This is a genomic window from Methylobacterium guangdongense, from assembly GCF_038442355.1.
GTDB lineage: Bacteria > Pseudomonadota > Alphaproteobacteria > Rhizobiales > Beijerinckiaceae > Methylobacterium > Methylobacterium guangdongense.
The window spans coordinates 1-23123 of the sequence record NZ_JBBXMX010000030.1; the positions used below are offsets into that span (position 1 = coordinate 1).

At 62.1% G+C, this 23123-nt stretch carries 17 protein-coding genes and 7 pseudogenes; 15 read left to right on the top strand and 9 right to left on the bottom strand.

Going from position 1 to position 23123, the window contains the following annotated elements:
* The 3 genes and pseudogenes from AAHG09_RS28910 to AAHG09_RS28925 form a co-directional block, all read left to right on the top strand.
* Window positions 1–120, top strand: a pseudogene (locus AAHG09_RS28910) (IS5/IS1182 family transposase); the annotation flags it as partial.
* Window positions 121–522: 402 nt separating this feature from the next.
* Window positions 523–948, top strand: a pseudogene (locus AAHG09_RS28920) (hypothetical protein).
* A 247-nt stretch (window positions 949–1195) separates the two neighbouring features.
* The gene (locus AAHG09_RS28925; RefSeq protein WP_342111319.1) at window positions 1196–1492 is read left to right on the top strand and encodes a cupredoxin domain-containing protein; all 297 of its coding nucleotides are present in this window, start codon (window positions 1196–1198) and stop codon (window positions 1490–1492) included.
* A gap of 41 nt (window positions 1493–1533) precedes the next feature.
* Here the strand turns inward: AAHG09_RS28925 and AAHG09_RS28930 are convergent, their stop codons facing one another.
* The 4 genes from AAHG09_RS28930 to AAHG09_RS28945 form a co-directional block, all read right to left on the bottom strand.
* Complete coding sequence (locus tag AAHG09_RS28930) at window positions 1534–2562, bottom strand: HD-GYP domain-containing protein (protein ID WP_342111320.1); 1029 nt, start codon at window positions 2560–2562, stop codon at window positions 1534–1536.
* Window positions 2563–2756: 194 nt separating this feature from the next.
* The gene (locus AAHG09_RS28935) at window positions 2757–3080 is read right to left on the bottom strand and encodes a hypothetical protein (protein WP_342111322.1); all 324 of its coding nucleotides are present in this window, start codon (window positions 3078–3080) and stop codon (window positions 2757–2759) included.
* Window positions 3077–3358 carry a hypothetical protein gene (locus tag AAHG09_RS28940; protein ID WP_342111323.1) on the bottom strand — a complete coding sequence of 94 codons (282 nt, stop codon included), beginning with the start codon at window positions 3356–3358 and terminating at the stop codon, window positions 3077–3079. Before AAHG09_RS28940 ends, AAHG09_RS28935 begins: the two co-directional genes overlap by 4 nt.
* A 13-nt stretch (window positions 3359–3371) precedes the next feature.
* On the bottom strand, window positions 3372–4856 hold the full coding sequence (locus tag AAHG09_RS28945; RefSeq protein WP_342111325.1) for a methyl-accepting chemotaxis protein: 1485 nt from the start codon (window positions 4854–4856) through the stop codon (window positions 3372–3374).
* A 486-nt stretch (window positions 4857–5342) separates the two neighbouring features.
* On the opposite strand from AAHG09_RS28945, the gene AAHG09_RS28950 reads away from it, so the two are divergent.
* The 3 genes from AAHG09_RS28950 (at window position 5343) to AAHG09_RS28960 (ending at window position 7374) form a co-directional block, all read left to right on the top strand.
* A protein-coding gene (locus tag AAHG09_RS28950) for an IS3 family transposase (RefSeq protein WP_342111327.1) occupies window positions 5343–6511 on the top strand; the annotation gives its coding sequence in 2 pieces (ribosomal slippage) (window positions 5343–5607 and window positions 5607–6511; 1170 coding nt in all).
* Window positions 6512–6776: 265 nt separating this feature from the next.
* The gene (locus AAHG09_RS28955) at window positions 6777–6971 is read left to right on the top strand and encodes a hypothetical protein (protein ID WP_342111329.1); all 195 of its coding nucleotides are present in this window, start codon (window positions 6777–6779) and stop codon (window positions 6969–6971) included.
* Window positions 6972–7194: 223 nt separating this feature from the next.
* Window positions 7195–7374, top strand: coding sequence for a hypothetical protein (locus tag AAHG09_RS28960; RefSeq protein ID WP_342111331.1), 180 nt, complete (start codon window positions 7195–7197; stop codon window positions 7372–7374).
* A gap of 180 nt (window positions 7375–7554) precedes the next feature.
* On the opposite strand, the pseudogene AAHG09_RS28965 reads toward AAHG09_RS28960, so the two are convergent.
* Window positions 7555–8063, bottom strand: a pseudogene (locus AAHG09_RS28965) (integrase core domain-containing protein); the annotation flags it as partial.
* Here AAHG09_RS28965 and AAHG09_RS28970 point away from each other — a divergent pair.
* A pseudogene (locus tag AAHG09_RS28970) lies at window positions 8061–8428 on the top strand (transposase); the annotation flags it as partial. The pseudogenes AAHG09_RS28965 and AAHG09_RS28970 sit on opposite strands and share 3 nt — an antisense overlap.
* Before the next feature lie 400 nt (window positions 8429–8828).
* Window positions 8829–9068, top strand: coding sequence for a helix-turn-helix domain-containing protein (locus AAHG09_RS28975; RefSeq protein WP_342111333.1), 240 nt, complete (start codon window positions 8829–8831; stop codon window positions 9066–9068).
* Here AAHG09_RS28975 and AAHG09_RS28980 read toward each other — a convergent pair.
* A complete protein-coding gene (locus AAHG09_RS28980; protein WP_342111335.1) occupies window positions 9040–9699 on the bottom strand; it encodes a helix-turn-helix transcriptional regulator in 660 nt (219 codons plus the stop codon). The genes AAHG09_RS28975 and AAHG09_RS28980 overlap by 29 nt on opposite strands.
* Window positions 9700–9856: 157 nt before the next feature.
* Here AAHG09_RS28980 and AAHG09_RS28985 point away from each other — a divergent pair, with 157 nt between their 5' ends.
* From AAHG09_RS28985 to AAHG09_RS29005, 5 genes are all read left to right on the top strand, one after another.
* Complete coding sequence (locus tag AAHG09_RS28985) at window positions 9857–10498, top strand: hypothetical protein (protein WP_342111337.1); 642 nt, start codon at window positions 9857–9859, stop codon at window positions 10496–10498.
* A gap of 1454 nt (window positions 10499–11952) precedes the next feature.
* Window positions 11953–14106 (top strand): AAA family ATPase, encoded by a 2154-nt coding sequence (locus tag AAHG09_RS28990; RefSeq protein ID WP_342111339.1) that lies wholly within the window; start codon window positions 11953–11955, stop codon window positions 14104–14106.
* 1116 nt (window positions 14107–15222) lie between these two features.
* Window positions 15223–16110 (top strand): GIY-YIG nuclease family protein, encoded by an 888-nt coding sequence (locus AAHG09_RS28995; protein WP_342111341.1) that lies wholly within the window; start codon window positions 15223–15225, stop codon window positions 16108–16110.
* Window positions 16098–16529 (top strand): hypothetical protein, encoded by a 432-nt coding sequence (locus tag AAHG09_RS29000; RefSeq protein ID WP_342111343.1) that lies wholly within the window; start codon window positions 16098–16100, stop codon window positions 16527–16529. Before AAHG09_RS28995 ends, AAHG09_RS29000 begins: the two co-directional genes overlap by 13 nt.
* Before the next feature lie 125 nt (window positions 16530–16654).
* Complete coding sequence (locus AAHG09_RS29005; protein WP_342111345.1) at window positions 16655–16987, top strand: DUF6634 family protein; 333 nt, start codon at window positions 16655–16657, stop codon at window positions 16985–16987.
* 224 nt (window positions 16988–17211) lie between these two features.
* Here the strand turns inward: AAHG09_RS29005 and AAHG09_RS29010 are convergent, their stop codons facing one another.
* The gene (locus tag AAHG09_RS29010) at window positions 17212–18147 is read right to left on the bottom strand and encodes a site-specific integrase (RefSeq protein ID WP_342111346.1); all 936 of its coding nucleotides are present in this window, start codon (window positions 18145–18147) and stop codon (window positions 17212–17214) included.
* Window positions 18148–18371: 224 nt separating this feature from the next.
* Between AAHG09_RS29010 and AAHG09_RS29015 the strand changes: the two are divergent.
* A pseudogene (locus AAHG09_RS29015) lies at window positions 18372–19455 on the top strand (IS3 family transposase); the annotation flags it as partial.
* Window positions 19456–19506: 51 nt separating this feature from the next.
* Here the strand turns inward: AAHG09_RS29015 and AAHG09_RS29020 are convergent.
* Together AAHG09_RS29020 and AAHG09_RS29025 are read right to left on the bottom strand one after the other, a co-directional pair.
* Window positions 19507–19821 (bottom strand): annotated as a pseudogene (locus tag AAHG09_RS29020) (IS3 family transposase); the annotation flags it as partial.
* 9 nt (window positions 19822–19830) lie between these two features.
* A pseudogene (locus tag AAHG09_RS29025) lies at window positions 19831–20999 on the bottom strand (IS3 family transposase).
* 56 nt (window positions 21000–21055) lie between these two features.
* Here AAHG09_RS29025 and AAHG09_RS29030 point away from each other — a divergent pair.
* Window positions 21056–23116 (top strand): putative bifunctional diguanylate cyclase/phosphodiesterase, encoded by a 2061-nt coding sequence (locus tag AAHG09_RS29030; RefSeq protein WP_342111347.1) that lies wholly within the window; start codon window positions 21056–21058, stop codon window positions 23114–23116.
* Window positions 23117–23123 lie beyond the last annotated feature (7 nt).

The window sequence follows — 23123 nt, forward strand, 5'->3', positions numbered from 1 at the left end:
CGCTTCTTCAGCAAGATCAAGCACTTCCGCGCCGTCGCCACCCGCTACGACAAGGATCCCGATAACTTCCTGGCCAGCGTTAAGCTCGCAGCCCTGCGTGTCTGGTTGCGAGCTTTATGAGTCCACGGCCTAGAGTAGCTCGCGCCGCGTGGATGCCCGTGATCAGTTTCGGAAGCTCAGCCGCGGGGACCGAATTCTTCGTGACATAGGCCGAGACAATCTCGCCGGTAAGCTCAGCCAGTGAGGTGACGATGCTGTGAACATTTTCGGACATAATATCATTTTTTTCAGTACTTAACTGCCAGCCGCTATCGCAAATGAGCTTTCGGTCAAAAAATTTCAATTCGAGATGGGTTTTCCATCTGCAAATTGGCGGAAATGTCGCACACCGCGCAATCAATACTTGACAGTTGATCGCCGTCATTGCCGTGCGTCGCACCGCCACGGGGAACGTGACGTCAGCTTGGACAGCAGCCTTCTGCCGCTACGCTTTCTTCATGTCCGGTGGCACATTGCCCCACCATGCCGATCCGGCCCGAGCACCGCTTCTTCTACCCTATAGACTGGGCACAGCTCTCGGCCGTGATCCGGTTCGGCCGGGCCAGAAGCTGCTGCGAGGGCTGCGGGCGGCCGCACGGACGGATAGTCTACCACCTCGGTGACGGCCGCTGGTGAGACGCGGACGCTGGCCGGTGGCGCGACGGCTGGGGCCGTCGGATCCGGATCGCATCGGGGACCGACATTCTCGGCCAAGTCCGCCGGACCCGAGTCATACTAGCCGCAGCCCACCGAGATCACGACACCTCGAACAACGCGGACGCCAACCTCGCGGCCTTCTGCCAGCGCTGCCACATGATCCACGACCGCCCGGAGCATCAGAGACGGCGGTGGCGCACGCTGTTCCGGCGGAAGGCGCTGGGCGACCTGTTCGGCGGGCCCTACGTCTGATGAGCGCAGTTGAAGCTTCTTGTGGTTTCAAATTTGTTAGACGAATAAAAAAACTTGGAGTACCATAACAATTATTCGCGAAGCACCAGGAAATATATGCCCCTATACAGATATACGTTATGCAGACCAAAGCCTGAGAGTGATAAATACTGGACCCAATACAGTTCTCTCTCAGGTTGTATCCGTGCCAATTTACAATCTACGCGTTCCGCTTCTTCGCTGCGGTGCCGTCGCGCTCGTTGTGGGTATGGCTGCGCTCGGGCCGGCCCAAGCCGGTCTCTCCAGCGCCATCCGCATCGTGCTGCAGAAGGGCCGGCACTATGACCCGACCGATCTGTTCCTGCGTCGGGGCGACACCATCACCCTGGTCAACGGCGACGACAACGCTGTCCACCACGCGTTCATCGAGGCCGACCGGTTCGCGTTCGACGCCGGCGATCAGGAGCCCGGCAAGCAGGCCACGCTGACCTTGAAAGAGGCGGGCGACTTCATCATCCAGTGCGGCATCCACCCGAAGATGAAGCTTACCATCCACGTGCAATGACGGGGAGGCCTTCAGCACCGATGATACTGGCGCATCGAGGTCTACACGGACGGATCAAAGGCCGCTGCGATCGGACGGAATGCCCGCGTGAGGTCGTCATCCAGCTGCCCGACCATTCCCTGCAGGTTGCCGTAGGCTTGCCCCCCCGCCAGCGGGGGGCGGTAGCTGCGTCGTTCGATCAGCGCGCCGTAGACGTCGCAGACGGTCACCAGCCGCACGAAGTCCGGGATCTCCCACCCTTTGAGTGCGTCCGGATAACCGCTTCCGTCTAGCATCTCATGGTGCGAGCGAACGGCCGCCAGCACTCCGTCGTCGAAGCCAGCCCCGACGAGCATGGCGTGGCCGCGTACCGCGTGGGTCTGCATCACCGCCAGCTCCGGATAGGTGAGGCGTCCCGGCTTCTTCAGGATCTCGATCGGCACGTGGATCTTGCCGACGTCGTGCAGCAGTGCGGCCCGTGTCAGGCGGTGGCGATCGGCCGGACGCAGGCCGAGTGCGCCCGAGAACGCGGCGGCCAGCGCGGCGACGATCAGGCAGTGCTGGTGGGTGGCATCATCGAACTGCTGCACAGCTCGTACCCAGTCATAGACGCCGCTTTCGCCGACTGCGCGCACGACCAAGTTGGTGCCGGCATCGGCCACGGCCGGCGTGATCGTACCACCCGAGAACAGGGCACCCCGGAAGAACTGTCGGGCCTCCACAGCCGTCGCCCGCGCAGACAGGGGGATCGGCGAGCCCCGCAGCTGATCCAGGGCGGTCAGCACCTGCTGTACGCCGGCTGTAGCGCTCGCACCCAGGATCCGCGCCTGTGCCTCGGCCCGGGCGGCGTTGCCATGCACGAGGAAGAGGTATGGCTGCCCATCGGTTCGGACCTGCGCCAAGGCGCGACGCAGGCGGATGATCGCGTCCGAACTGATCGTCTCCAAGTCGCTGACGATGACGTCGAACCCGGGGGCAGGCAGCCTGTCCTCGTAGAGGTCGTGGACGTGACAGGTACCTCGTGCGGTCAAATCCCGGGCGAGGCGCTGACCGCGCTGGACGTCGTCGGTGATCAGCAGGAGCGTCCTCATCACCCCATCTCAAGACCAAAAGTTCGTTGAAAGTAGCGATCTGAAACGGTCCAGCGCGGACATGATCTCCGCTGACGGCTCCAGCGCAGCATCGCACCGTCACGATTTACGGTATCTCTAAGCCTCAAAGGGTTTAAAAGTTCGTCTGCTACCGTACCAATGTAGATCATACCCAACAGGTATGGTTCACATTCTCACTTGACGACTGCGAAAGACATCTCGATCTGTTCCAAGAAGTCGTCGATATAACTCAGTCCCGTCCTTGCCTCGGTGCGTAGCGTCGCGTTGATGGCGTCGATCTGTAAGTCTCCGCTCGGCGGCCGCACCCGCAGATCATCGATCACCGCGGTGAGTTGCACGCGTTGGACCTGTAGCCTCTCCCGTATCGCAGCGAGTCGCGCGGCCGACAGTGTCGCCGCACGTCCGCCCAGCAGGAGTTTCATCGCCGCTGTGTCGAAGGCGGCGAGAGCGGATGTGGCGTGACGATTGGAATGCAGCGGGATGATCGTGCCTGTCATGGGTTCTGCTCCCCCATATCCGCGCATTTCTCACCATCCGCCTTACCGACGGCATGTAGGGCTTGCCCGTGCAGAGCGGCCTTGAGTTGACGCTTCAGCACCTCGGCTTCCGCCAGTGCCCACGCTAGATGCTTGTGGTCGGCCATTCGACGAGCGAATACGTGGTCGATCCGGTCGCAAGTCACTGCGTCGAGCTCTGGTCCCACCTCAATCGCCATGCGCACGAGGTCTTCGAGCGCACCGTCGAGGTTAGCGCGTACAGCGGCGTTCTCACTCATGTCGCGTGCGACCTCAGCCCACCGCCCGGGCCGCTTCGCGCACCTGATGTGTGGCGGCATCGACCTGTTCGCTCGCTCGGGCGATCGCCTCCATGCCGCCGGCGATCGTCGCTACCCCGTGCGCGGCAGTATGCATGCTGCCCGACATCTCCCGGGTCACGGCTGACTGCTCCTCGACCGCCGCCGCGATCGCCGCCGACACCTCGTCCAGCTTGCCGATCGTACCCTGGATCGAGCCGATCGCCCCCACCGCCTCGCGCGTGGCCGCCTGGGTCGCGGTGATCTGCACCCGGATCTGGTCGGTGGCCTTGGCGGTCTGCTCGGCCAAGGCCTTCACCTCGGACGCGACCACCGCGAAGCCCTTGCCCGACGCGCCAGCGCGCGCTGCCTCGATCGTGGCGTTCAGCGCCAGGAGATTGGTCTGCGAGGCGATCCCCTGGATCATCGTCACGACCTCGCCAATCTGCGTCGCCTGCCCGCTCAGCCCCTCGACGATGCCGCCGGTGTGCCGGGCCTGCTCGACCGCCTCGCCGGCCATGCGGGCCGCGTGGCTGACCTGCTGGCTGATCTCGCCGACCGACGCCGACAGCTCCTCCGCGCCCGAGGCCACGGCCTGGATGTCGTTCGAGACCTGCCCCACAGTCCCGACCGCCTCCGCCGTCTGTCTGGTCACGGCCTCGACTGCGGTGCCGATCGCGTCGAGATCCGCGCCGATCGCCCGCTGCGCCTCGACCCGGCGCTGACGCTCGTGCACCTGCGCGGTGATGTCGGCGGCGAACTTCACCACCTTGAGCACCGTGCCATCCATATCCTTGATCGGGTTGTAGCTCGCTTGGATCCAGATTTCGCGCCCGCCCTTCGCGATGCGTCGGAACTCGCCCGCGGCGAACTCGCCGCGGCCCAGCCGGTCCCAGAACCCTCGGTAGGCCGTACCCTGCTGCTCGGTTGGGTCCACGAACATGCTGTGGTGCCGACCCTGGATTTCGTCGAGGCGGTAGCCGACAGCATCGAGGAAGTTGTGATTGGCCTCCAGGATCTTGCCGGTCGGATCGAAGGCGATCACCGCCTGCGAGCGGTGCAGGGCGGCGATCTGGCCGTCGCTGTCCATCGCCCGCAGCTTCTGCGCGGTGATGTCGGCGGCGAACTTGACGACCTTCACGACGCGGCCGGCGCGGTCGAGCACGGGGTTGTAGCTCGCCTGGATCCACACGGCCCGGCCGCCCTTGGCGATCCGCTTGAACTCAGCGGACTGGAAGGTGCCCCGCCGCAGATCATCCCAGAAGGCCCGGTACTCGGCACTGTCGCGGTAGGCTGCCTCGACGAACATGCCGTGATGCCGTCCCTGCACCTCTGGCAGGGTGTAGCCCATCGCGGTCAGGAAGTTGGCGTTGGCTGTCAGGATGGTGCCGTCGGGCCGGAACTCGATGACGGCTTGCGAGCGGTCGAGCGCGTCCAGTTTGGCGGCCTGATCGGCATGCGTGCGCGTTCCACCGAACATGGCTGTTCTCTCCCGGATTTCGAATTTTTGGTGGTTTAGCGGGCGTGTGGTGGGGATCCCGCCACAGCATCACCCACCGCATATTAGCTTCCGCAAAGCTACGAAGTGGGGCTTAAAACTCTCTTAATTGGGGCGCTTCGTTCGGTGAATGCGTGTTAAACAAACCCATGTTAGGCGACAATAACAGTAATCACAGGCACGTGACGAGAGATAAAACAACTTACACGTGTTGAAATATACCGAGGTTGCGCAGTCCATCGGTTAACGGGTCGTTGCTTACGCTGGTCGGCTCATAGCGGCCGCCCGCGACCACGACCGGTCGGCCGATACGCCGGACCATCTCCCGCTCGAACGCTACGAAGTTTTCGACGCGTCCGTCAGCGGCGTGCAACGGTCGGCAGTCGACTTCCGCACGGTACTTTGGCCTGCCTCCCGAAAAGTGGTCCTCCCTGAGGTATGGCTTCGCGCCATGTGGAGGATGTTGTGATGCGTCGGAAGAAGCATACGGCTGAAGAGATTGTCGCCAAGCTCCGCCAAGTCGATGTCTTGGTCTCGCAGGGCCGCAAAGTCTCCGAAGCAATCCGATCCATCGAGGTGACGGAGGTCACGTACTATCGTTGGCGATCCGAGTACGGCGGCTTGAAGGGAGATCAGGTCAAGCGGCTGAAGTCTCTGGAAACTGAGAACCAGCGCCTCCGCCGGGCGATCTCTGACCTAACCCTGGAGAAGCTCATCCTGAAGGAGGCGGCCTCGGGAAACTTCTGAGCCCGGCTCGCCGCCGGGCTTGTGTCGACTACGTCGTGGCCGAGCATGGCGTGTCGGAACGGCTCGCTTGCCGCGTTCTCGGTCAGCACCGCTCGACACAGCGCAAGCGCGTCGTGGTGGTCGAGGACGAGGCCGCACTGACCGCCGCCATCGTCGCGCTGGCTCTGCAGTACGGGCGCTACAGGTACCGTCGGATCACCGCGCTGCTGCGTCGCGACGGCTGGACGGTCAACGTGAAGCGGGTCGAACGGATCTGGCGGCGGGAGGGGCTCAAGGTTCCAGTTCGACAGCCGAAGCGATCCCGCCTTTGGCTCAACGACGGCTCGTGTGTGCGTCTGCGGCCGGAGCGGCCTGACCACGTCTGGTCCTACGACTTCGTCGAGCACCGGACGCATGACGGTCGCAAGTACCGGATGCTGAATGTCCTCGATGAGTTTACCCGTGAGTGCCTGGCCATCCGCGTATCTCGTAAGCTGAAGGCGCACGACGTGATCGATGTCCTCTCGGATCTATTCAGCCTGCGCGGTGTGCCAAGCCATATCCGCTCGGACAATGGACCTGAGTTCATCGCTCAATCTGTCCGAGACTGGATCGCGGCGGTCGGCTCAGAGACCGCCTACATCGAGCCAGGCAGTCCATGGGAGAACGGTTACTGTGAGAGCTTCAACGCGAAGCTGCGGGATGAACTCCTCAACGGCGAGGTGTTCTACACTCTCAAGGAAGCCAGTGTCGTGATCGAGCAATGGCGGACGCACTACAACAGCATCCGACCGCACTCGTCACTCGGCTACTGCCCACCTGCGCCAGGGGTCGTCATCTGGCCCACCGAACCGAGCGGCTCAGTACCGTCCGCTCGGCCTGCCATCGTCACGCGACCGACGATGCACTAACTTCAAACCTGGGCCACCGCATGGGGGCAGGCCAACCGCACCGACGCCCCCGAACAAAACCCCGCTTCCGGTTGCCCGCGCCCTGCGCCTATGCCCTCTGCCACGCCGCATGATGGGCCAAAGTCGAGATAAGTCGTCTTGAGAGCAACGTCCCGCCGTCGGAGACCGTACGTCCTCGCGACCCTGTCGATCGCGCTCGCAGGTATTGGCATGCCCCTCTTTCCCCGATCAGGCCCCGGCCGACGTCATACAGCTCGGAGATCCGATGGCCTATCGCAGCATCGTCCTCGACACCGCCACCCGCTCGGGCAGGGGCGATCTGGGTGCCGCCATTTCGCGGGTTAAAGATTTGGATATCGCTTCAATCGAGGTGGAACCGTCCCTTATGTCGCGCTCCGCCAAGGAATGGCACCGCATCGATAATGCTATCGACCGAGCTTTCTTTAGTCTGCGCGCTTGAAGCCCGAATGTGGCCGCCTGCAAGGCTAGCTTGGCCGATTTGCTAGCTATCGTCGACGGCGCGGGCGGCAAGGTCTGAGGCTATTTGATTGCCGCTCCCCCGAATTTGGCGGAAAATGGCTTGAAAATACAATTCCCCAATGTTCCTGGTGAGCTCGCGGCTGGCAAAGATCCGTTAGTACAAGATCCCGCACGATCTCTCCGCTTGAACGCGGAGGTTTTCGATGTCCGTCAGTGCAGCCAATCTTAGTGGTTGGGTTGCCAATCCTCTGGCCACTCTCCTGTCTTCAGCCGCGCAGGAAACGGCGAAGAAAGCCGATGCCGACGACGCGGTCGCGGCCAAGCCGGCCGCGCCCAAGCTCGCTACGACCGGACCGGGTCAAGTCCTCGATCGTAAAGTGTGATGCGTGTCGGCAGGATCAAATGAGTTGGCGAGATCGATCCACCCCCTTTACCGAGCGGCACAGCCTCGCGCGTCACCTGCTCCGTGCGAGACCCGGATCCCGGCGGGTCGAAAGGTGAGCTCTTGGTTCTGGTAAGGGTTCCCCGGATCTCGGTTCGACCGAAAGGTGAGCCTCCGGGTCTCATTTGGCGACCTGCAAGGCCGCCGCCAGGGCGAATTCCTGAGGTGTCAGCCACCCCAGGGCTGTGTGAGGATGGCTCTTATTGTAGTGCCGCCGCTACGTTTCGATCTTGCTCCTCGAGTTGGCCAACGACAAGAACCAGTTCGCGTTCAGGCACTCGTCCCGCAGCCAGCCGTTGGACAACTTGACCAGCGTGTTGTCATTCGGTTTGCCAGGGCGCGAGAAGTCCAGGGTGACGCCGGTCGCGTAGGCCCAGCGGTCGAGCGCCTTCGAGACGAACTCAGGCACGTTAACGACCTGAATCGCACGCGGTGCTCCGCGAAGCATCGCCAAGCGGGCGACGACCGCCACGACCGCTCGCATTTAGTGCCCTGGTCGACCTCGATCGGCAGGGCGTCGCGCGTGAACGCATCGATGACCGTCAGGGTCCTCAACCGGCGGCCGTCCAACAACGCGTCGGACACGAAGTTCATCGGCCAGCGCTCGTTCGGCCGGAGTGCGGCAGGCTGATGGATGCCGAGGGCCGTCCGATGGCCCTCAAGATCACCGAGGGCCAAGCGGATGACGGACGACGCCGCGGCCGACATGCTGGGCGGGTTGGGCCACGGTCAGGTTCTGCTAGGCGACCGAGCATACGACAGTGACGCGCTGCGCACCCCGGATGGCGGAGCAGGGTACGAGAGCGAACGTGAAGCCGAGGCCCAACAGCAAGCAGCTGCTCGCGTTCAGCCCGTTCTTGTATAGGTGCCGCAACTTGGTCGAATGTTTCTTCGATAAGATCGAGCGCTTCCGAGTCGTCACTACGCGCTCCGACAAATACCCCGACAACTTCCTGGCGCGCGTCAAGCTCACAGCCGCCCGGATCTGGCTGCGTAATTCAAGGGTACGCGACCTAGCTAGGATGCTTAACTCCAATGATATTATCGAATTTGACAAATACTGTCTTGGTGTGGGTCAAAAACAATCAGACAGGCTACTTGTAGCCTTGCATAAGCATGCCTGTTCGCACTGGTGCGAGCGGATGAAGGCGATGGCGGTCTCTTGACCCTAACCCTGCAAGCCGGATCGCGTTAAGGGCGAGCTTCTAGATCACCTTCGTCGACACAAGTTTCGTTGTCCACTGGGAAAACCCGTCGTCTGCGGACGGATGGAAGCACATTTCAAGGCGACGAGATCCGCACAGTAGCCGCCTGCTGGATAATTGGGCGCACCCCACAAGAAAAAGCTACTTAAAGTCCGTGGCGTTATCGTCATCGTCCGCGTTCGGTCGTCGGGTGAAGCGATCCCACCCAGGCGTCCTGCGCATCATATTGGCTACCAATCTGCGGCGTCTGCGGCTCGAGAAGGGCTACAGCCAGGACGCCTTCGGCTACCTATGCGGACTAGATCGAACCTACGTCGGCAGCATCGAGCGCGGTGAGCGCAACGTATCGATAGACAACCTAGAAAGGATCGCACGGGCGTTGAATCTCGAGCCTTGGCAGCTTATCCGGCAGCCCGACGGCGACCGCTGACCCGCATGGTCAGCAGCGACCGCCCGCGGGCTTTTGCAATCCGGCTGTCGGTAGCCTGGTACGTAGGGTCAAACTTGTCCGATCCGGCTGCAGCAGTTAACCGCGAGCTGGAATCCACCAAACTGACCACCCCGTCCTTTCCGAACACGAATTCGACGCCTGCTGCTCTAAACGCCGCCAGCATCGCCTCGACCTTGCGAGGCTGACATCGGACCCTTCCGGTTTCGACCGCTACGATCGTACGTCTCACCACCTTTGCCCGTCGCGCAAGATCCGCCTGCGTCCAATCGAGAAGGGCGCGTGCGGCTCTGACGTGACGCGCCATCAAGATTTCGCATTTTTCGCTTGCGACGCACACAATGAGCATTATAGTCATCGCAATAGAACATGTGATTCGGCGTGAAACATCGTTCGCCGAAAACTGACCTTGTAAGGCCGGCGGTCGTGGACGATGGTCCGCGCACTTCAAGATCGGCTGATGACATGGCTTCGTCAAGTGGATGAGCCTCGTCGTTCCTTCGCGAAGGAACGCGCATGCGGAGTGCTGGTGCTCTCCGCACGGCGGAACCCTCTGGAACAGCGACGCTGCTGCGCGGCCGCTCCATGGCGGCCGAGATCGAAGTTTTCCCATGCCCGTCCGATTGTATGAATGCACCACCGGCGCGCGACCTCGCTCGGCGCTTCAGTGGCGCCTGCGGCGGGGTCACGAGTCCGCCCGGCGTCTCGCCTACGAGGTTTCCACGTTGGCTGCAGTTCACGGCGCAGTCTGCCTAGGGCTGGACGAGGCCGTGCGCCATTCGTTCGATCGCAACGGTCTGGGTCCGGAAGCGGTCGCGGTCGTCGGCTTTCGGGCATCGGGGTATCCCTGCGCAATCGCGGTGCCGACCTTTCGGGCCTGGAACCGGCACGACATGCAGCGTCGAATCGTGTCGGCGGTCCGTGACGCGACGGCTTCATGTCGATCGACCATGCTGGCGTCGCCCTTCGACGTGACGGCGCAGCCGCGACTCAGCAACGTGGAACGCATGCTCCAGACCATGCGCCCGCCGGCTATCGGCGACGGCGTTTCGCTGGTTCGTCTTCTCGAAGCGCAAAACGGCGAGGCGTCGTTGGCGCAGTGCGAGTCCGTTGTTGCGAGCCCGTTCGCCGTCGAGCGGATCTTCGGTCTCATGGCGGGCGGCTTGGTCGAGATCGAGTTGTCTGTGCCGATCGGCGCCGAAAGCCGTGTGCGTCTTCGGTCGTCCGAATGGCCATTCGATTGGCTTAACGTCTGTGACCGCGGGCACGCGGGGATATCCCGTTCGCTTTTTGGGATGTCGACGCGATTGGCGCGCGCGAGCGATGGGCGGGACGAATGCGGGATCGCCGAAGCTGCCGGTCTTCGCGCAGGACCGGAGCCTTTCGCAGGGGAGGCCGACCATGGCCCATGATGCAGTCGTCTTGGAATTTCCCAGTGGCAGAAGGCGTTCGATCGGCACGTCCGGGACGCTACGAAGCGTTGCTTCCATCGCCGAAAGTCTATCGACGCGGCTGCGCGATACGGAGGCCGGCGTTAGTTCCCTCGTACCGCTCGCCATTCGACTCGACGAACTATCCGGTCTGGTCGACCCGACGATCACACGTCTGGGCGTTCTCGCCAGAACCGGTTTGTTAACGCCGGCCTCCGCGGCTCGACTGGCGCTTCGACATGCAGACGAGGTTTGCGGACGAGATGCAGGACAAGCCTTCCTCAGACTAAGGCGACCCGGCCAACTCCAAATCGAGACGACGCTCGTCGGCGATGTGTTCAATGGATTCGCGCTAGGCTATCGTCGTGGAGACGAATGGGTGGGCGTGGCTTCCACAAGGTCGGTGGATCGGCTCCACGAACTATGTCCGCCCGAGCCGGGGCCAGCGTGCCTGCTCGTTTGCTGCGATGCCGCGCGCCGCACTACCGTACGCCTGCTTTCGCCGATCGATTGGCGCAGACGGCTCGCCGGTCTCAATGCCATAGGACGGCAGGGATTTGATGGTCATGTCGTCGTGGTCGGCGGTCTTGCTCCACGGGGAGGTCGGCGTCGAGCCATTCTCGCCGGGATAGAGCGCGGCCTGCGTCGCGGGGGCGCATTCCGACCGGTTGGCTCCGATCGACGCCGGGGACCGACCCGCCAGCCTACGAACTGCGAGACAAGAGCCGTTGCTAATCTCCTGATGCTGATCGAACTGGCATTCCCCGGCCTCGTCGACGGTGAACGGAACGGCGGGGAGTCGGAGCAATGACACGCTTCAGCTTATACCGGACTATGATCACTACTCCGGATCGCGTCGGCGAATCTCCGGGTATCGCTTCGATCCGCGCCCGGGATCCTACCGAGTTTCCCGCGCGGCGCGAATGGCCTTCGACGATAGTGGAGCGCTCGATCGATGCGATCGGTCCCGATGGCTCCGACCGGATGCGGGCAGGCGCGTACGGAGAAGAGGACAAGCCGTGCGTGACGGGGGCCTACATCTGGATCGGCATCGGGGCGTCGTCGGGACGCGGAACGAAAGCTACACGGGATCTGCAGGGCCTGAAATTCGGGTTCGGGATGCCGGGTACGGCCTCGATCGGCACGGCGGAGGAGGTGTCCGTCGGCTACATCCCGCAGCCCGCGGCACTGAGCAGGCGACGCATGGGATTGCGCCAACATCACCCCGATCCAGACCTCAGCATGGCCGACCGATCCGCACGCTCCACCCGTACGGGCGAGCTTGAGCGCAGAATCCCGACACACGACCGAGTTCGTCCCATGACGCGTGTCCGATGCCCAGGACAGATGATCGGTAGTTCGGGTCCTGTTCCCGGTACGCAGAGGCCGTCGACTATGAGGGTCATCTGCGCCGCTTCCCATATTGGGGGCTTGCGATGAAGACCGCTTTTCACACGACGAAGAGGTCGCCGGGTTTCAGCGCGATCGAGGAGCCGAGCCATGCGGCCGCTCGCATACTCGCGCTGCAGTTCCTTGCCACGCTCGAAAAGATCGAGCGGGGAACGGACGCATCCTTCGTCGACTGCGGCGGACGCCCGCCGCACGATGACGAGTCCCAAATCGACGAGCCAGCCGCCGACCGACGCCCGGATGTACGAGCAGCGTGGACATCCGTGCCCGCCGATCTTGCGGTTGTGGCCGTTCTCGTTGCCCGAGCCTTCAAAGCCCGAGAAGGTTTGCTTCAGGCGCTACGCTGCGGCTCGCCCGTCGTCGTCATCGCCACCCATGCCGCCCGATTGGTCGAACCGGTGCGGAGGATCGTGAAGCACTGCATCGTCGGGCACGACATAGGCTCGACGAATCTGAAGTCGGAGGGGATGAGACTGTTGAAGGCCGGGCGTACCGGCATCCTGGTACGTGATGGCCTGCAGGATACCGATAGGCCCGACTATGGCAACGATCTGATCGCCCAGGCGCTTCCTATCCGTGTTCCATTGATCGGAATCGCCCCCGATCCAATGAGGCATCTCCCGAGGGACATGGTTCGTGCCGCGGAGCATCGTCTTGCGCTACCGGCGCTTGATCGGTCGATGGTCGAGGTGGTGATCGAAGGCCTCTTCGGGGAGCGCGCGACCTGCCGTCTGAACGATGAACTGTTGCGGACGCTCGACATCGCTGATTTCCCCGTGGCGCTACGCAATGTTTCCACTGCGGTCGACGCTATGGAGGCGATCGCCCGCACCCTGGTGCGGAAGCAAGCGCCCCTGGATGCAAGTCCCTCGCTCGAGAACCTGCATGGGTATGGCGAAGCGAAGATTTGGGGCGCGGCGCTGATCGGCGACCTTGAACAATACCGTTCGGGACAGATTCGCTGGAATGAAATCGACAATCGTGGGCTACTGCTATCAGGTCCACCAGGAACTGGTAAAACCTTGTTTGCCAATGCGCTGGCGAAAAGCTCACGGGTTCCGCTGATAACGACCTCAGTAGCGGATTGGAATTCCGAACGGCACCTGAGCGGTACGCTTCGTGCCATTCGCGACGTGTTCGAAAGAGCCCGGGAAGCAGCGCCATGCATATTGTTCATCGATGAACTGGACGGTATATCGTCACGAGCATGCGTTTCGGGCGAATATCGCGAATATTGGACTCAAATTGTAAATTGTTTGTTGGAGCAGCTTGGATGTCACGATGACAGGACAGGCGTAATCGTCGTCGGAGCGACCAATTTCCCTGACCGCATCGACCCTGCCGTTAGGCGGGCCGGACGTCTCGACCGCGAGATCGCCATCCGGCTGCCGGACGTCATCGCGCTGGTGGAGATCTTCCGACACCATCTACATCCGCATCCACCCCCCGATGTGTCCCTGATGACGTTGGCACTTGCAGCTCGCGGTAGGACCGGCGCGGATGTGGAAGCTTTCGTACGCCGTGCCCGAGGGCTATCGCGTCGCGCTGGGCGCGAGCTGACGATCGAAGACGTCCTGAACGAAATCCGCCAGGGACGTCCGGTGCTCTCGGCCATGGCGAAGCGGCGGGTCGCAATCCATGAGGCGGGACACGCGGTCGTGGGACGAGCCCTCGGCGTTGGTTCGATCGTGGACATCTCGATCCACGATGCAGGCGGCGAGCTGATCCTCGAACCGGCTTTCGATGGAACCTCGACACTCTCGACCATGGAGGCATGCCTCGCAGCGCTGATGGCTGGCCGCGTGGCGGAGGAGATCGTCCTCGGGGATGTTTCGATAGGCGTCGGGCTTGGTTCGACCTCCGATCTGGCCAAGGCGACCAGAATCGCCGGAGACATCGAATTGAAATTCGGTCTCGGCGTTCTCGGGCCGATCCATGTCGAGATGTCCTCGAAGGACGTTTTATTCCTTCCGGGGATTCTCGAAGCCGTGTCCGCCCGTCTCGGCGAGGCGGAAAAGACCGCTCGCAGCACTATCGAGATGTATCGGCGCGATCTGACGCTGATCGCCGATGCACTGCAGGAATCCGGATACTTAAGCGGTAGCGAGATCGAAGAGCTTCTTCGGTCGCCGGACGTCGATCCCAGCGCGATGATCGGAGCAGTTCCTATCCAGACGTAAGCGTTGGTTCAGCGCTGAAGATCAAGGATGGCATGAAACTTATCATGTCGACCCGAGCAACGCGTGTCGCTCCGAGCGCTGGCATATCGCGGCTCTGCGTCAAGGGGGCTTCATCATGTGTCCAATGACGGACGTGGACGGGATGCAGTTTCGCCGACCCCGCGCGCATCCAGACTCGACGCAAGCCGTCGCGACTCGGAATATCCGGAAGTCGGAGACAATCATCGGCCGATCCGTAGGCCGGCGGGGTCGAGCTTGGCGCATGCGCAGGGGCATATCGGATGCACGAAGTCTTCGCGCCGACGCGGCATGTCTCACCCGATTCTTCGGAGGATATGTCCATGGACCGGACGCTTTGCTGGAGGAAGGCGCGAGGTTCTACGGTCTGGGTCCCGATGCCGTGGCGAGCCTTCGGATCACATTCCGTAGCCGGACCACCACCCTGCTGCTGCCAACCTCCCGAACCTGGAGGCATGAAACGCTCCGAAGAAACGTGGAGTCCGTGGCTGATCGGGCTTTCGCTACGGGGCGTCTCGTTCGAATCGTCAGTCCCGCGGTGATCTGGAAAAAGCCGAGGATCGCAAACGTTCGGAGGATCATGCAGCGGCATCCATCCGCATCGGCGGCCGACCGGGATGCAATTCTCGCCCTGCTTCTCCGAGAAGGCGGGCGGACGTCGATGGCGAAGTGCTGTGAAGCACTTTCTTCCGGACGCCGGCTCGAACGGGTTCTCGAGCTCGCCGCCGCCCGGGTGATCGGGATCGGGATAAACGGAGATCTGGATGGAACTGCGTCTGTCTGGAGTCCCAAGGTCGATAGCTGAGAAATGGACTACTGCGGTCGGCGTTTCTTGGATGCGAGAGCTCGCACCCGCCATACCTAGACGGTAGTGTTCTGGCTGAAGCCTGAGACATTCGTGTCGGTCCGTCGATGGATGTTGCAAGAATGGCTGTTGCAAGTTCACTCGACTAAGATCTTACCCCGTCGATTCTTGATCAAGTCGACAGTTTGCGTCTGATACCCAACGGAATTAGTCAGCTGACGGAAGCAACGGGTGCATGGCGCCTATCGAGGCATGCCGTTCGATTTCATCATGGCAGTTCTGGAGCTGATACGATGACCCGGCTTCGTTCGCGACCATTTCGTGGCCTGATGTCTGGAACAAGAGAAGATGGATTACTCTCACTCGAGTTCGTAGGGTCCGACGTTGGTCTCCACTGCTGTCCCATCTGGTCGATCGACGATCTTCTGGCGCTTCCAAATATCCTTGGTCCCGGCATCTACATACTTGTGGGAGCGCCGGCAGACGCCGGGGGGAAGCTGCGTGCCATAGTTGGCGAAGGCGGTATGCTTCAAGAACGGTTGGCGGCGCATGCGAACGACGACAAACTTGATTTCGTCTGGGAGGTGGTGGCGATCACGGGACCCAGAGTGATGACGGAAACGCAGCGTCTCATGCTGCAACGCAGATTCGTCGACGAGATAAACCATTTTGGGAGAGCCCGGGTCGCGAACCCGCATGATGCCGATCGCTTCACGCGTACGGAGTACGAATCGGCGATCGCCGACCGCGTCATGGAGGATCTCCGCCCCTTGTTCGCCATGACCGTTCCCGGGATTATCGCGGATATCGAGCCCGTACTACTCCCGATCGGAGCACGCATCGCCTTTCTACCCCGTGGAGTGGACCTCGACAGGGAGCTCTGGACAGATCACGAGATGCGTTTCAAGGGTGCGCACGCGCTCGCTCGCATGCGCGGTCGAGAGACGGTCATCGTTCCCGGTTCGAAAATTCTAGGCTGCACGAAGCCTAAATTGCGCTGGCTTCGCGACAAGCGGGATCTACTTTTGCGAAGCGGAGTACTTCGACCTGCATCGGATTCGGCATTGCTGGATGTTGTCAGCTTCATCAAGTTCGAATCTGCGCATGAAGCGGCCACCTTCGTGGCGGGAGGCGCATCGGTTTCGGCACGACTCGTCTGGATCCCGATATGTCTGCCGTGACGGTTCGGCCGCGCAACGCCAAACGTCTGGGTTCTAAGAGAGCGCCTCCGCGGCATTCCTTCGAGATCGGCCGAAAGCGTGGCGAGGGCGACCACGACCGAGATTCCGCCAGCGTTCAAAGTATAGCCCTTGAAATCGCATCCCGGCGGGGTGTGACCTATGCGGTCGCGCAGATGTTGCGGTCGATAGCCAAAGGGTTCCGGCCCGATCAGGACGATCTGGCGGTATCACCTATGCTCGTCGGATGGTGGTGCCCACCCGGAAAGAACGGTGTCCTCAAAGGTATTGCGTTTGGTCATCCAACCATCGTCGACGGCTCAGTTGTTGTTGCGAAAGCGCTCGTGATGGACAGCTGCAAAAAATGGGTTTGGGACGGTAGTGTATTTTGGTGTTTAAACTACAGAATAAGCCATAATTAATGCATATCATGTCAGATATCAGCAAATGCGCCCGGATAAATAGAGTATATTGATAATGTACACAAGTATAAACTGCGTCGCGGCGCATGGATCAAACGATTGAGTGGAAACGGAGGTCGATCGCCATGTCTATTCTGCATCGGGGTCCGGGCCCCTTCCCCGGTCTGACGAATATCGCTGCAAAGCTTCGCCGTTTATCTGATGACCTGGAACGCATCGCGCAGGGTCGTCATCCGAACGCGGCCGATCTCCTGAATGCCCCCGTCCTCATGAATTGGCAGGTATATTTAGTTCCCGTCCCATGCCTCACGGGGATCGTTTTAGGACATCCTCGGATCGCTGATGGACATGTCTGCCATACCAGCCAACTCTTCACCTACGACCCGGAACTTGGCTATGCACGGACGTTTTCCAGATTTTATCGCCTGCTCGGACGGGATGCTGGCAGCGGCGATTGATAATCTGATGCTAAATTTACCTCGGCGATCATATATTTTACTCGGAAGACGGTAGAAAGTATCATAGCAGATATGACGATGAGATAAAATTAGGTCGAGAATCATGTCGACGCAATCTGGTCGGTAACACTTTCGACCGGCACAGATCCGCATTCGTAGCCGTGTGCTCAGCTGCCCGATGTCGTGACCTGGCGGATGACAAGTCTGTTGCATGGCGGGGGGCATCACAAACCGAGGTTCCGACCGGGATGATTGTCCGAGAGCTTCGATCTACGGACGTAACCGCGCATAGTCTTGAGGTCTCGATGGCGCGAGTGACTCATGATCTCCTCGTCGCGCGATCCTTGCCTGTACGCCTCGGTTATGAAGCCTGCGCGGAAGCCGTGCGCCGAGATGCGCTCGCGTGACCCTGCGACGAGGCCTGCCTCGGCGGCGCGCTTCTGCACGATACGGCCGATCGAATCGGGATGAAGTCCGTCGTCCATCACGGTCCCGCCCGCTCGAACGGCACGGAAGACGTAACCTTCGGTCGGAGCGGCCTGCAGCCAGCGTTGAAGTGCGACAACGGGGCAGGTGGCACTGTTGCCGCCGGCCAGGACGTGTACGATCGTGCCCTCGCCCTCTTGATCGCCCTTCGATTGCGGAAGGAACACTTCGACGGCGCCGTCGCGGAAAACCAAGTCCTCGAACCGGATCCGCGCCACTTCGGAGCGTCGGAATGCGCCGGCGAAGCTGATGAGGAACAGAGCGCGATCGCGAAGTGCCGCCACCGTGCCTTCGCAGGCCGAGACGATCTGCAGGGTTTCGGGTACGCCCAGTGCCGCGGCCTGCTTTTTTGGTCTGCCGTAGCGGCGGAACATCCCCCGCATCGCCGCCCGGACGGTCGGATGGGCAGGCACCCAGGGCAGCCCCCGGAGCTTGTGTGCCTGGCCGATCGTGACGAGCCGACGTTCGATCGTCGCGCGCTTGTGCGTCTCGGCCATGGAAGTGAGATAGGTCGCCACCTGCTCGGGTCCCGCGGGTAGGGGGTCGAGACCGTGGCTGCGGCACCAGTCCGTGTAGTGCTGCCAGTCGGCCCGGTAGGCTCGACGGGAATTCTCAGCGAGCGCCTGATCGGCGAATTCGCGTGCGCGGGCGGCAAGCGTGGCGGGCAGCGTCATGGCTCACTCCTTCGATCGAGCCTCAGCGTAACGCTACGTCTGATAAGAAAGGCTTATCAGACGTAGCCGAGGGACGGGGCGGCTGACGGCACGAAGGAACGGCGGGCACCTCCTCGCACCTCACCCTGACCCGTCAAACTCTTTGCTGACCCTGACTCGTCAAACTGGTCCGCGTCGAGCGCACGTTTTTCGGGCATCCTGAACCCTGAAGAAGGGTGGATGCCATGCCTCGCAAACGCTTCACGAACGAGCAGATCTCCTTAACCCTGCTGCAGGCGGAAAATGGCGCTACGGCGGATGAGGTCTTCCGGAAGATGGGCGTGTCCGAGCCGACATTTTATTGCTGGAAGAAGTAGTTCGTCGGCATGGGCGTGCCGGAGATCCGGCGGTTGAAGCAGTTGGAGGACGAGAACGGCAAGCTCAAACAATTGGTGGCCGACCTGACGCTGGACCGCTCCATGCTGTAGGACGTGGTCATGCGAAAGTGGTGAGGCTTGCCGCTCGTCGCGAGGTCGCCGGTCACCTGCTGGTGGCCCACGACATCAGCAAGCGTCGGGCCTGCCAAGCCTCCGGCTTCGGCCGCTCGTCCCAGCGGTACAGGACGAGCTCCGACCCGCAGGTGGCGCTGCGGATGCGGCTGAAGGAACTCGCTGCCGCACGGGTGCGCTACGGCTACCGACGGCTACATATCATGTTACGGTGGGAAGGCTCGGAGGTGAACTACAAGCGTACCTACCGGATCTACCGGGACGAAGGACTGTCGATCCGGCCCAAAATGCCCAAGCGCAAACGAGCTTGGCGCTACCGGCAAGGCCGGCCGCCCATCGGTGGCCCCAACGAGGTCTGGGCCATGGACTTCATGTCTGATCGCCTGTTCGACAGACGTCCGTTCCGGACCCTGACGGTCGTCGATTGCCATACGCGAGAAGCGCTCTCGCTCACGCCGGGAGCCAACTTCCGCACCTCCAAATGACCGAGGCGCTCGACGCCTTGGTCCGGGTATGGTGACGAATCAAGAGCCTACGGGTGGACAATGGGCCAGAGTTTGCTGGGCGCATGCTCGACCAATGGGCCTACCTGAACGGGGCCGAGATCGACTTCTCACGACCGGGCGAGCCGACCGACAACGCCTACATCGAGTCGTCCAACGGCCGCCTGCGGCCAGAGTGCTTGAACGCTTCGTGGTTCCTGTCGCTGGCCGATGCCCGCAAGCGCATCGAGGACTGGAGGTGCCACTACAACGAAGACAGACCCCACACGGCCCCGGGCGGCTTGACGCCCCGAGCCTTCGCCAAACAAGCTGTCACAGTGACCCTGACCCGTGTCATCGGGCATGCCGAACACTTGGTGTGCGGTCCGGCTGGAGACGTGGTTGCGGTGAAGCAGTCGTAGCCGCATGCAGGAACCGTCGTTCAGCCATAGGCGGCTGCGGGGTCGGTGCTTCTTCGGGACCTTGAGCCCCTCGCGACGCCAGATGCGCTGAACCCGATCCTTGCCCACCTGCCACCCCGCTGCTTGCAGCAGCGCGGTGACGCAGTGGTAGCCGTAACGTCCGTACTCGGACGCCAGGGCGATGATGGCACGGTTCAGCGCATCCTCGTCGGCCGGCACGGTGGGTGCGTAGCGCTGTATGCCCCGATGCTGGCCGATGATCCGGCAGGCGTGACGTGCACTTGCTCCGGTTTAATGGAGAGCGGTTTGGTGGGTGAAGCCCCTCTCGAACTGGATAGGGCTGGTGTAGCCCAGCGCCAAGTGACGGCGTCGGGGATTGTAGAATCCATCGATGTGATGGGCCAGCGCGACGGTGGCCGCGGCTCGCGTCTGGAACGCGGTGCGCCAGACCAACTCGCTATTCAGCGTCTTGAAGAACGTCTCGACCATCGCGTTATCATAACAATTTCCCTTACCGGACATCGAGATCACGATGCCATGTCGTCGTATCTCCGCCTGATACTCGTTCGAACAGTACTGACTGCCGCGGTCGGAATGATGGACCAGATCTGATCCAGGCTGCCGGACGACGAGGGCTCGTCGCAGCGCGGTCAGCGCGAGTTCCTTGTGAAGACGGTCGCCCGCCGCCCAGCCCACGACCCGTCGAGAGTACAGGTCGAGGACCATCGCCAAGTACAGCCAACCCTCACGCGTCCAGACGTAGGAGATATCGCTTCCCCACTTGCGATCCGGCCCAGCCGCCGTGAAGTCCTAGTCGAGGTGGTTGGGCGCGATCGGGAAGGCGTGGCCGCTGTCCGTCGTGCGCCGGAAGCGCCGCGGCTGGCGGGCCTTGAGCCCGTTCTCCCGCATCAGCCGGGCCACGCGCCTTCGGCCTGCCGCCAGGCCCTGCTCGCGCGGCTCGTGGGTCATGCGTGGGCTGCCGTACGTCTCGTGCGAGAGCGTGAAGGCGGAGCGGACGTGGGCAAGCAGCACGAGATCCTCGCGCTGCCGCGCCGAGGCCGGACGGTTTTTCCAGGCAAAGTAGCCGCTGGGACTGACATCGAGGACCTTACACAGGCGCGCGACCGGAAAGTCCTTCGTCGCCGCGTCGATGAGGCGGAACCTCATCGACTTCCCTCCTTGGCGAAAAAAGCCGTGGCCCGCTTCAGGATCTCCCGCTCCTGGCGCAGCACCTCGTTCTCGCGCCGCAGGCGCTTAAGCTCGGCGGCCATGTCCTCCTGCCGATCGGCCGGCGGATGGTCCATCTCCCGCTCACGCCGGCCGTCGATCCAGTTGCGCAGCGTCGAGAGCCCCACGCCGAGATCGGCGGCTACCTCGCGGCGGGACCGCCCGCTCGTCTGCGCCAATCGCACCGCCTCAGCGCGAAACTCAGGGGTAAAGGTTTGCTTCCGGTCTGCCATCGGAACCCTCCTCCTTCAGGAAAAGAGCCCTCCACTTTCTCGAAGCAAGTCCATACGTGATCGGTGTCTTCCGCAAGGATGGCGTGCTGCTGGTTCGGTACCCGCGGCGGGAGGACGCCACCGGCAACGTCTATCCGAACAGCTCGGCGACTTTGTTCGCCGCCCAGGGCGAATCCAGCGGTACCATGCGCCTCGTCAGTCCGGTCGACGGTCGCGACCGGTTCGTCTCGGTGCAATCGCTCGACAACTATCCTCTGATGCTCATCGTCGGCCGCACAGCTGATGCGGCTCTGGCGCCCTTCCGCCAGCAGGCGGCCGCGATCATCCTCAACGCGGCTTTGCTCGCAATCTGTCTGATCGGCTTGAGCATCTTCATCGTGCGTCGAATGCACAATCGGGAGGACAAGGGTCGTGCGGAAGAACGCCATCGCGCCGAACAAAGCTTGCGGCGTCAGCACGCGGCCTTCGGCGTCGCGCTCGACAACATGGCGCAGGGCCTTTGCCTGTTCGACGATCGGCGCGATCTGGTAATCATGAACGCGCGTTTTGCGGAGCTCTACACAATCCCGGACTCCCTGCGCGATCAGGGTGTTCCGGCCGAAGCGATCCGCCGATACGTCTCCTCCCACATCGTGGAAGGCCAGGAGGAAGCAGGGCTCCTGATTGAACCGCCGGAGAATACGTGCGCTTGGACCGTCGCGGAACTAAAGGACGGGCGGGCGATCGATATCGCGCGGGCCCCGATCCCGGGGGGCGGCTGGGTTTGCACCCACGAAGACATCACCGAACGGCGGCGGGCTGAGGAGCAGTTGCGCTTCCTGGCGGGGCATGATGCTTTGACGGGTCTACCGAATCGGCGGCTCTTTCAGGAGACCGTCGAACGCGAACTCCGCGCCATCGCAGTCACGGGGGGCCAAGCTGCCCTCCTCTGCACGGATCTCGACGGTTTCAAGCAGATCAACGACGTCTTCGGGCACCCCGCGGGGGATGCAGTCCTGATCGAAGTAGCGAGCCGCCTGCACGGTGAGATCGGTGTACAGCATACGGCCGCCAGGCTCGGTGGCGACGAATTCGCGGTGCTGGTGACAGGTCTTGCATCGGCGAACGCGCTGGGTGAGATAGCCAGGGACTTGATCTCGTCCCAGACGGCGTCCTTTCAGCTCAAGGACGTGCGCGTGGATATTGGTTGCAGCGTCGGGGTCGCAGTTTTACCGCGCGACGGCGAAACCTACGAGGATCTGCTGAGAGCTGCCGACATGGCCCTGTACTGGGCCAAGAGCGAGGGTAAGGGCACGTTCAGCTACTTCGAGCACGCCATGGACAGCGCGGCGCGTGATCGTCACCAACTCGCCCGCGATCTCCAGGCGGCGATCGGCACGGACCAACTGCGCTTACATTATCAGCCCCAGGTCGAGATGCTGACCGGTCGGGTCACCGGCTTCGAGGCCCTCCTGCGATGGAATCACCCGATGCGCGGGTCGATCGCACCGTCGCAGTTCATCCCGGTCGCCGAGGAGACCGGTCTGATCCTGCCGCTTAGCGAATGGGTAGTGAGGGCGGCCTGCCGCGAAGCTGCCCGATGGGCACAGCCGTTGGGCATCGCAGTCAATCTATCTATCGCGCAGTTCCGGCAAGCGAACCTGCCGGAATTCGTGCAGACGGTTCTAGCGGAAACTGGCCTGGATCCGCGCAGACTCGAGCTCGAGATTACGGAAAGCCTGTTCCTCTATGATACGATGCGGGCCAGACGTGTCCTGCAGACTATAAAAGCGCAGGGTGTGCGCATCGCGATCGATGATTTTGGAACCGGCTACAGTTCCCTGCTGACCCTCCGGTCCTTCGCCTTCGATCGGCTCAAGATCGACCGGACGTTCATCGGCCAGATCGGGATCACGCATAAGGGCATGACGATCGTGAAAGCGATCATAGCCCTTGGTCAAAGGCTTGGCATGCCGGTGATCGCCGAGGGAATCGAAACGGAGGAACAGCTCGCGTTTCTTAAAGTTCACCGCTGCACCGAAATGCAGGGCTTTCTGACCGGACGTCCGCACCCGATCGAAGCGTATCGGGACGTCGTTATGGCCGCTGCGGATGTTGACTGGGCCGTGCGTGTTTAGCCAGCCT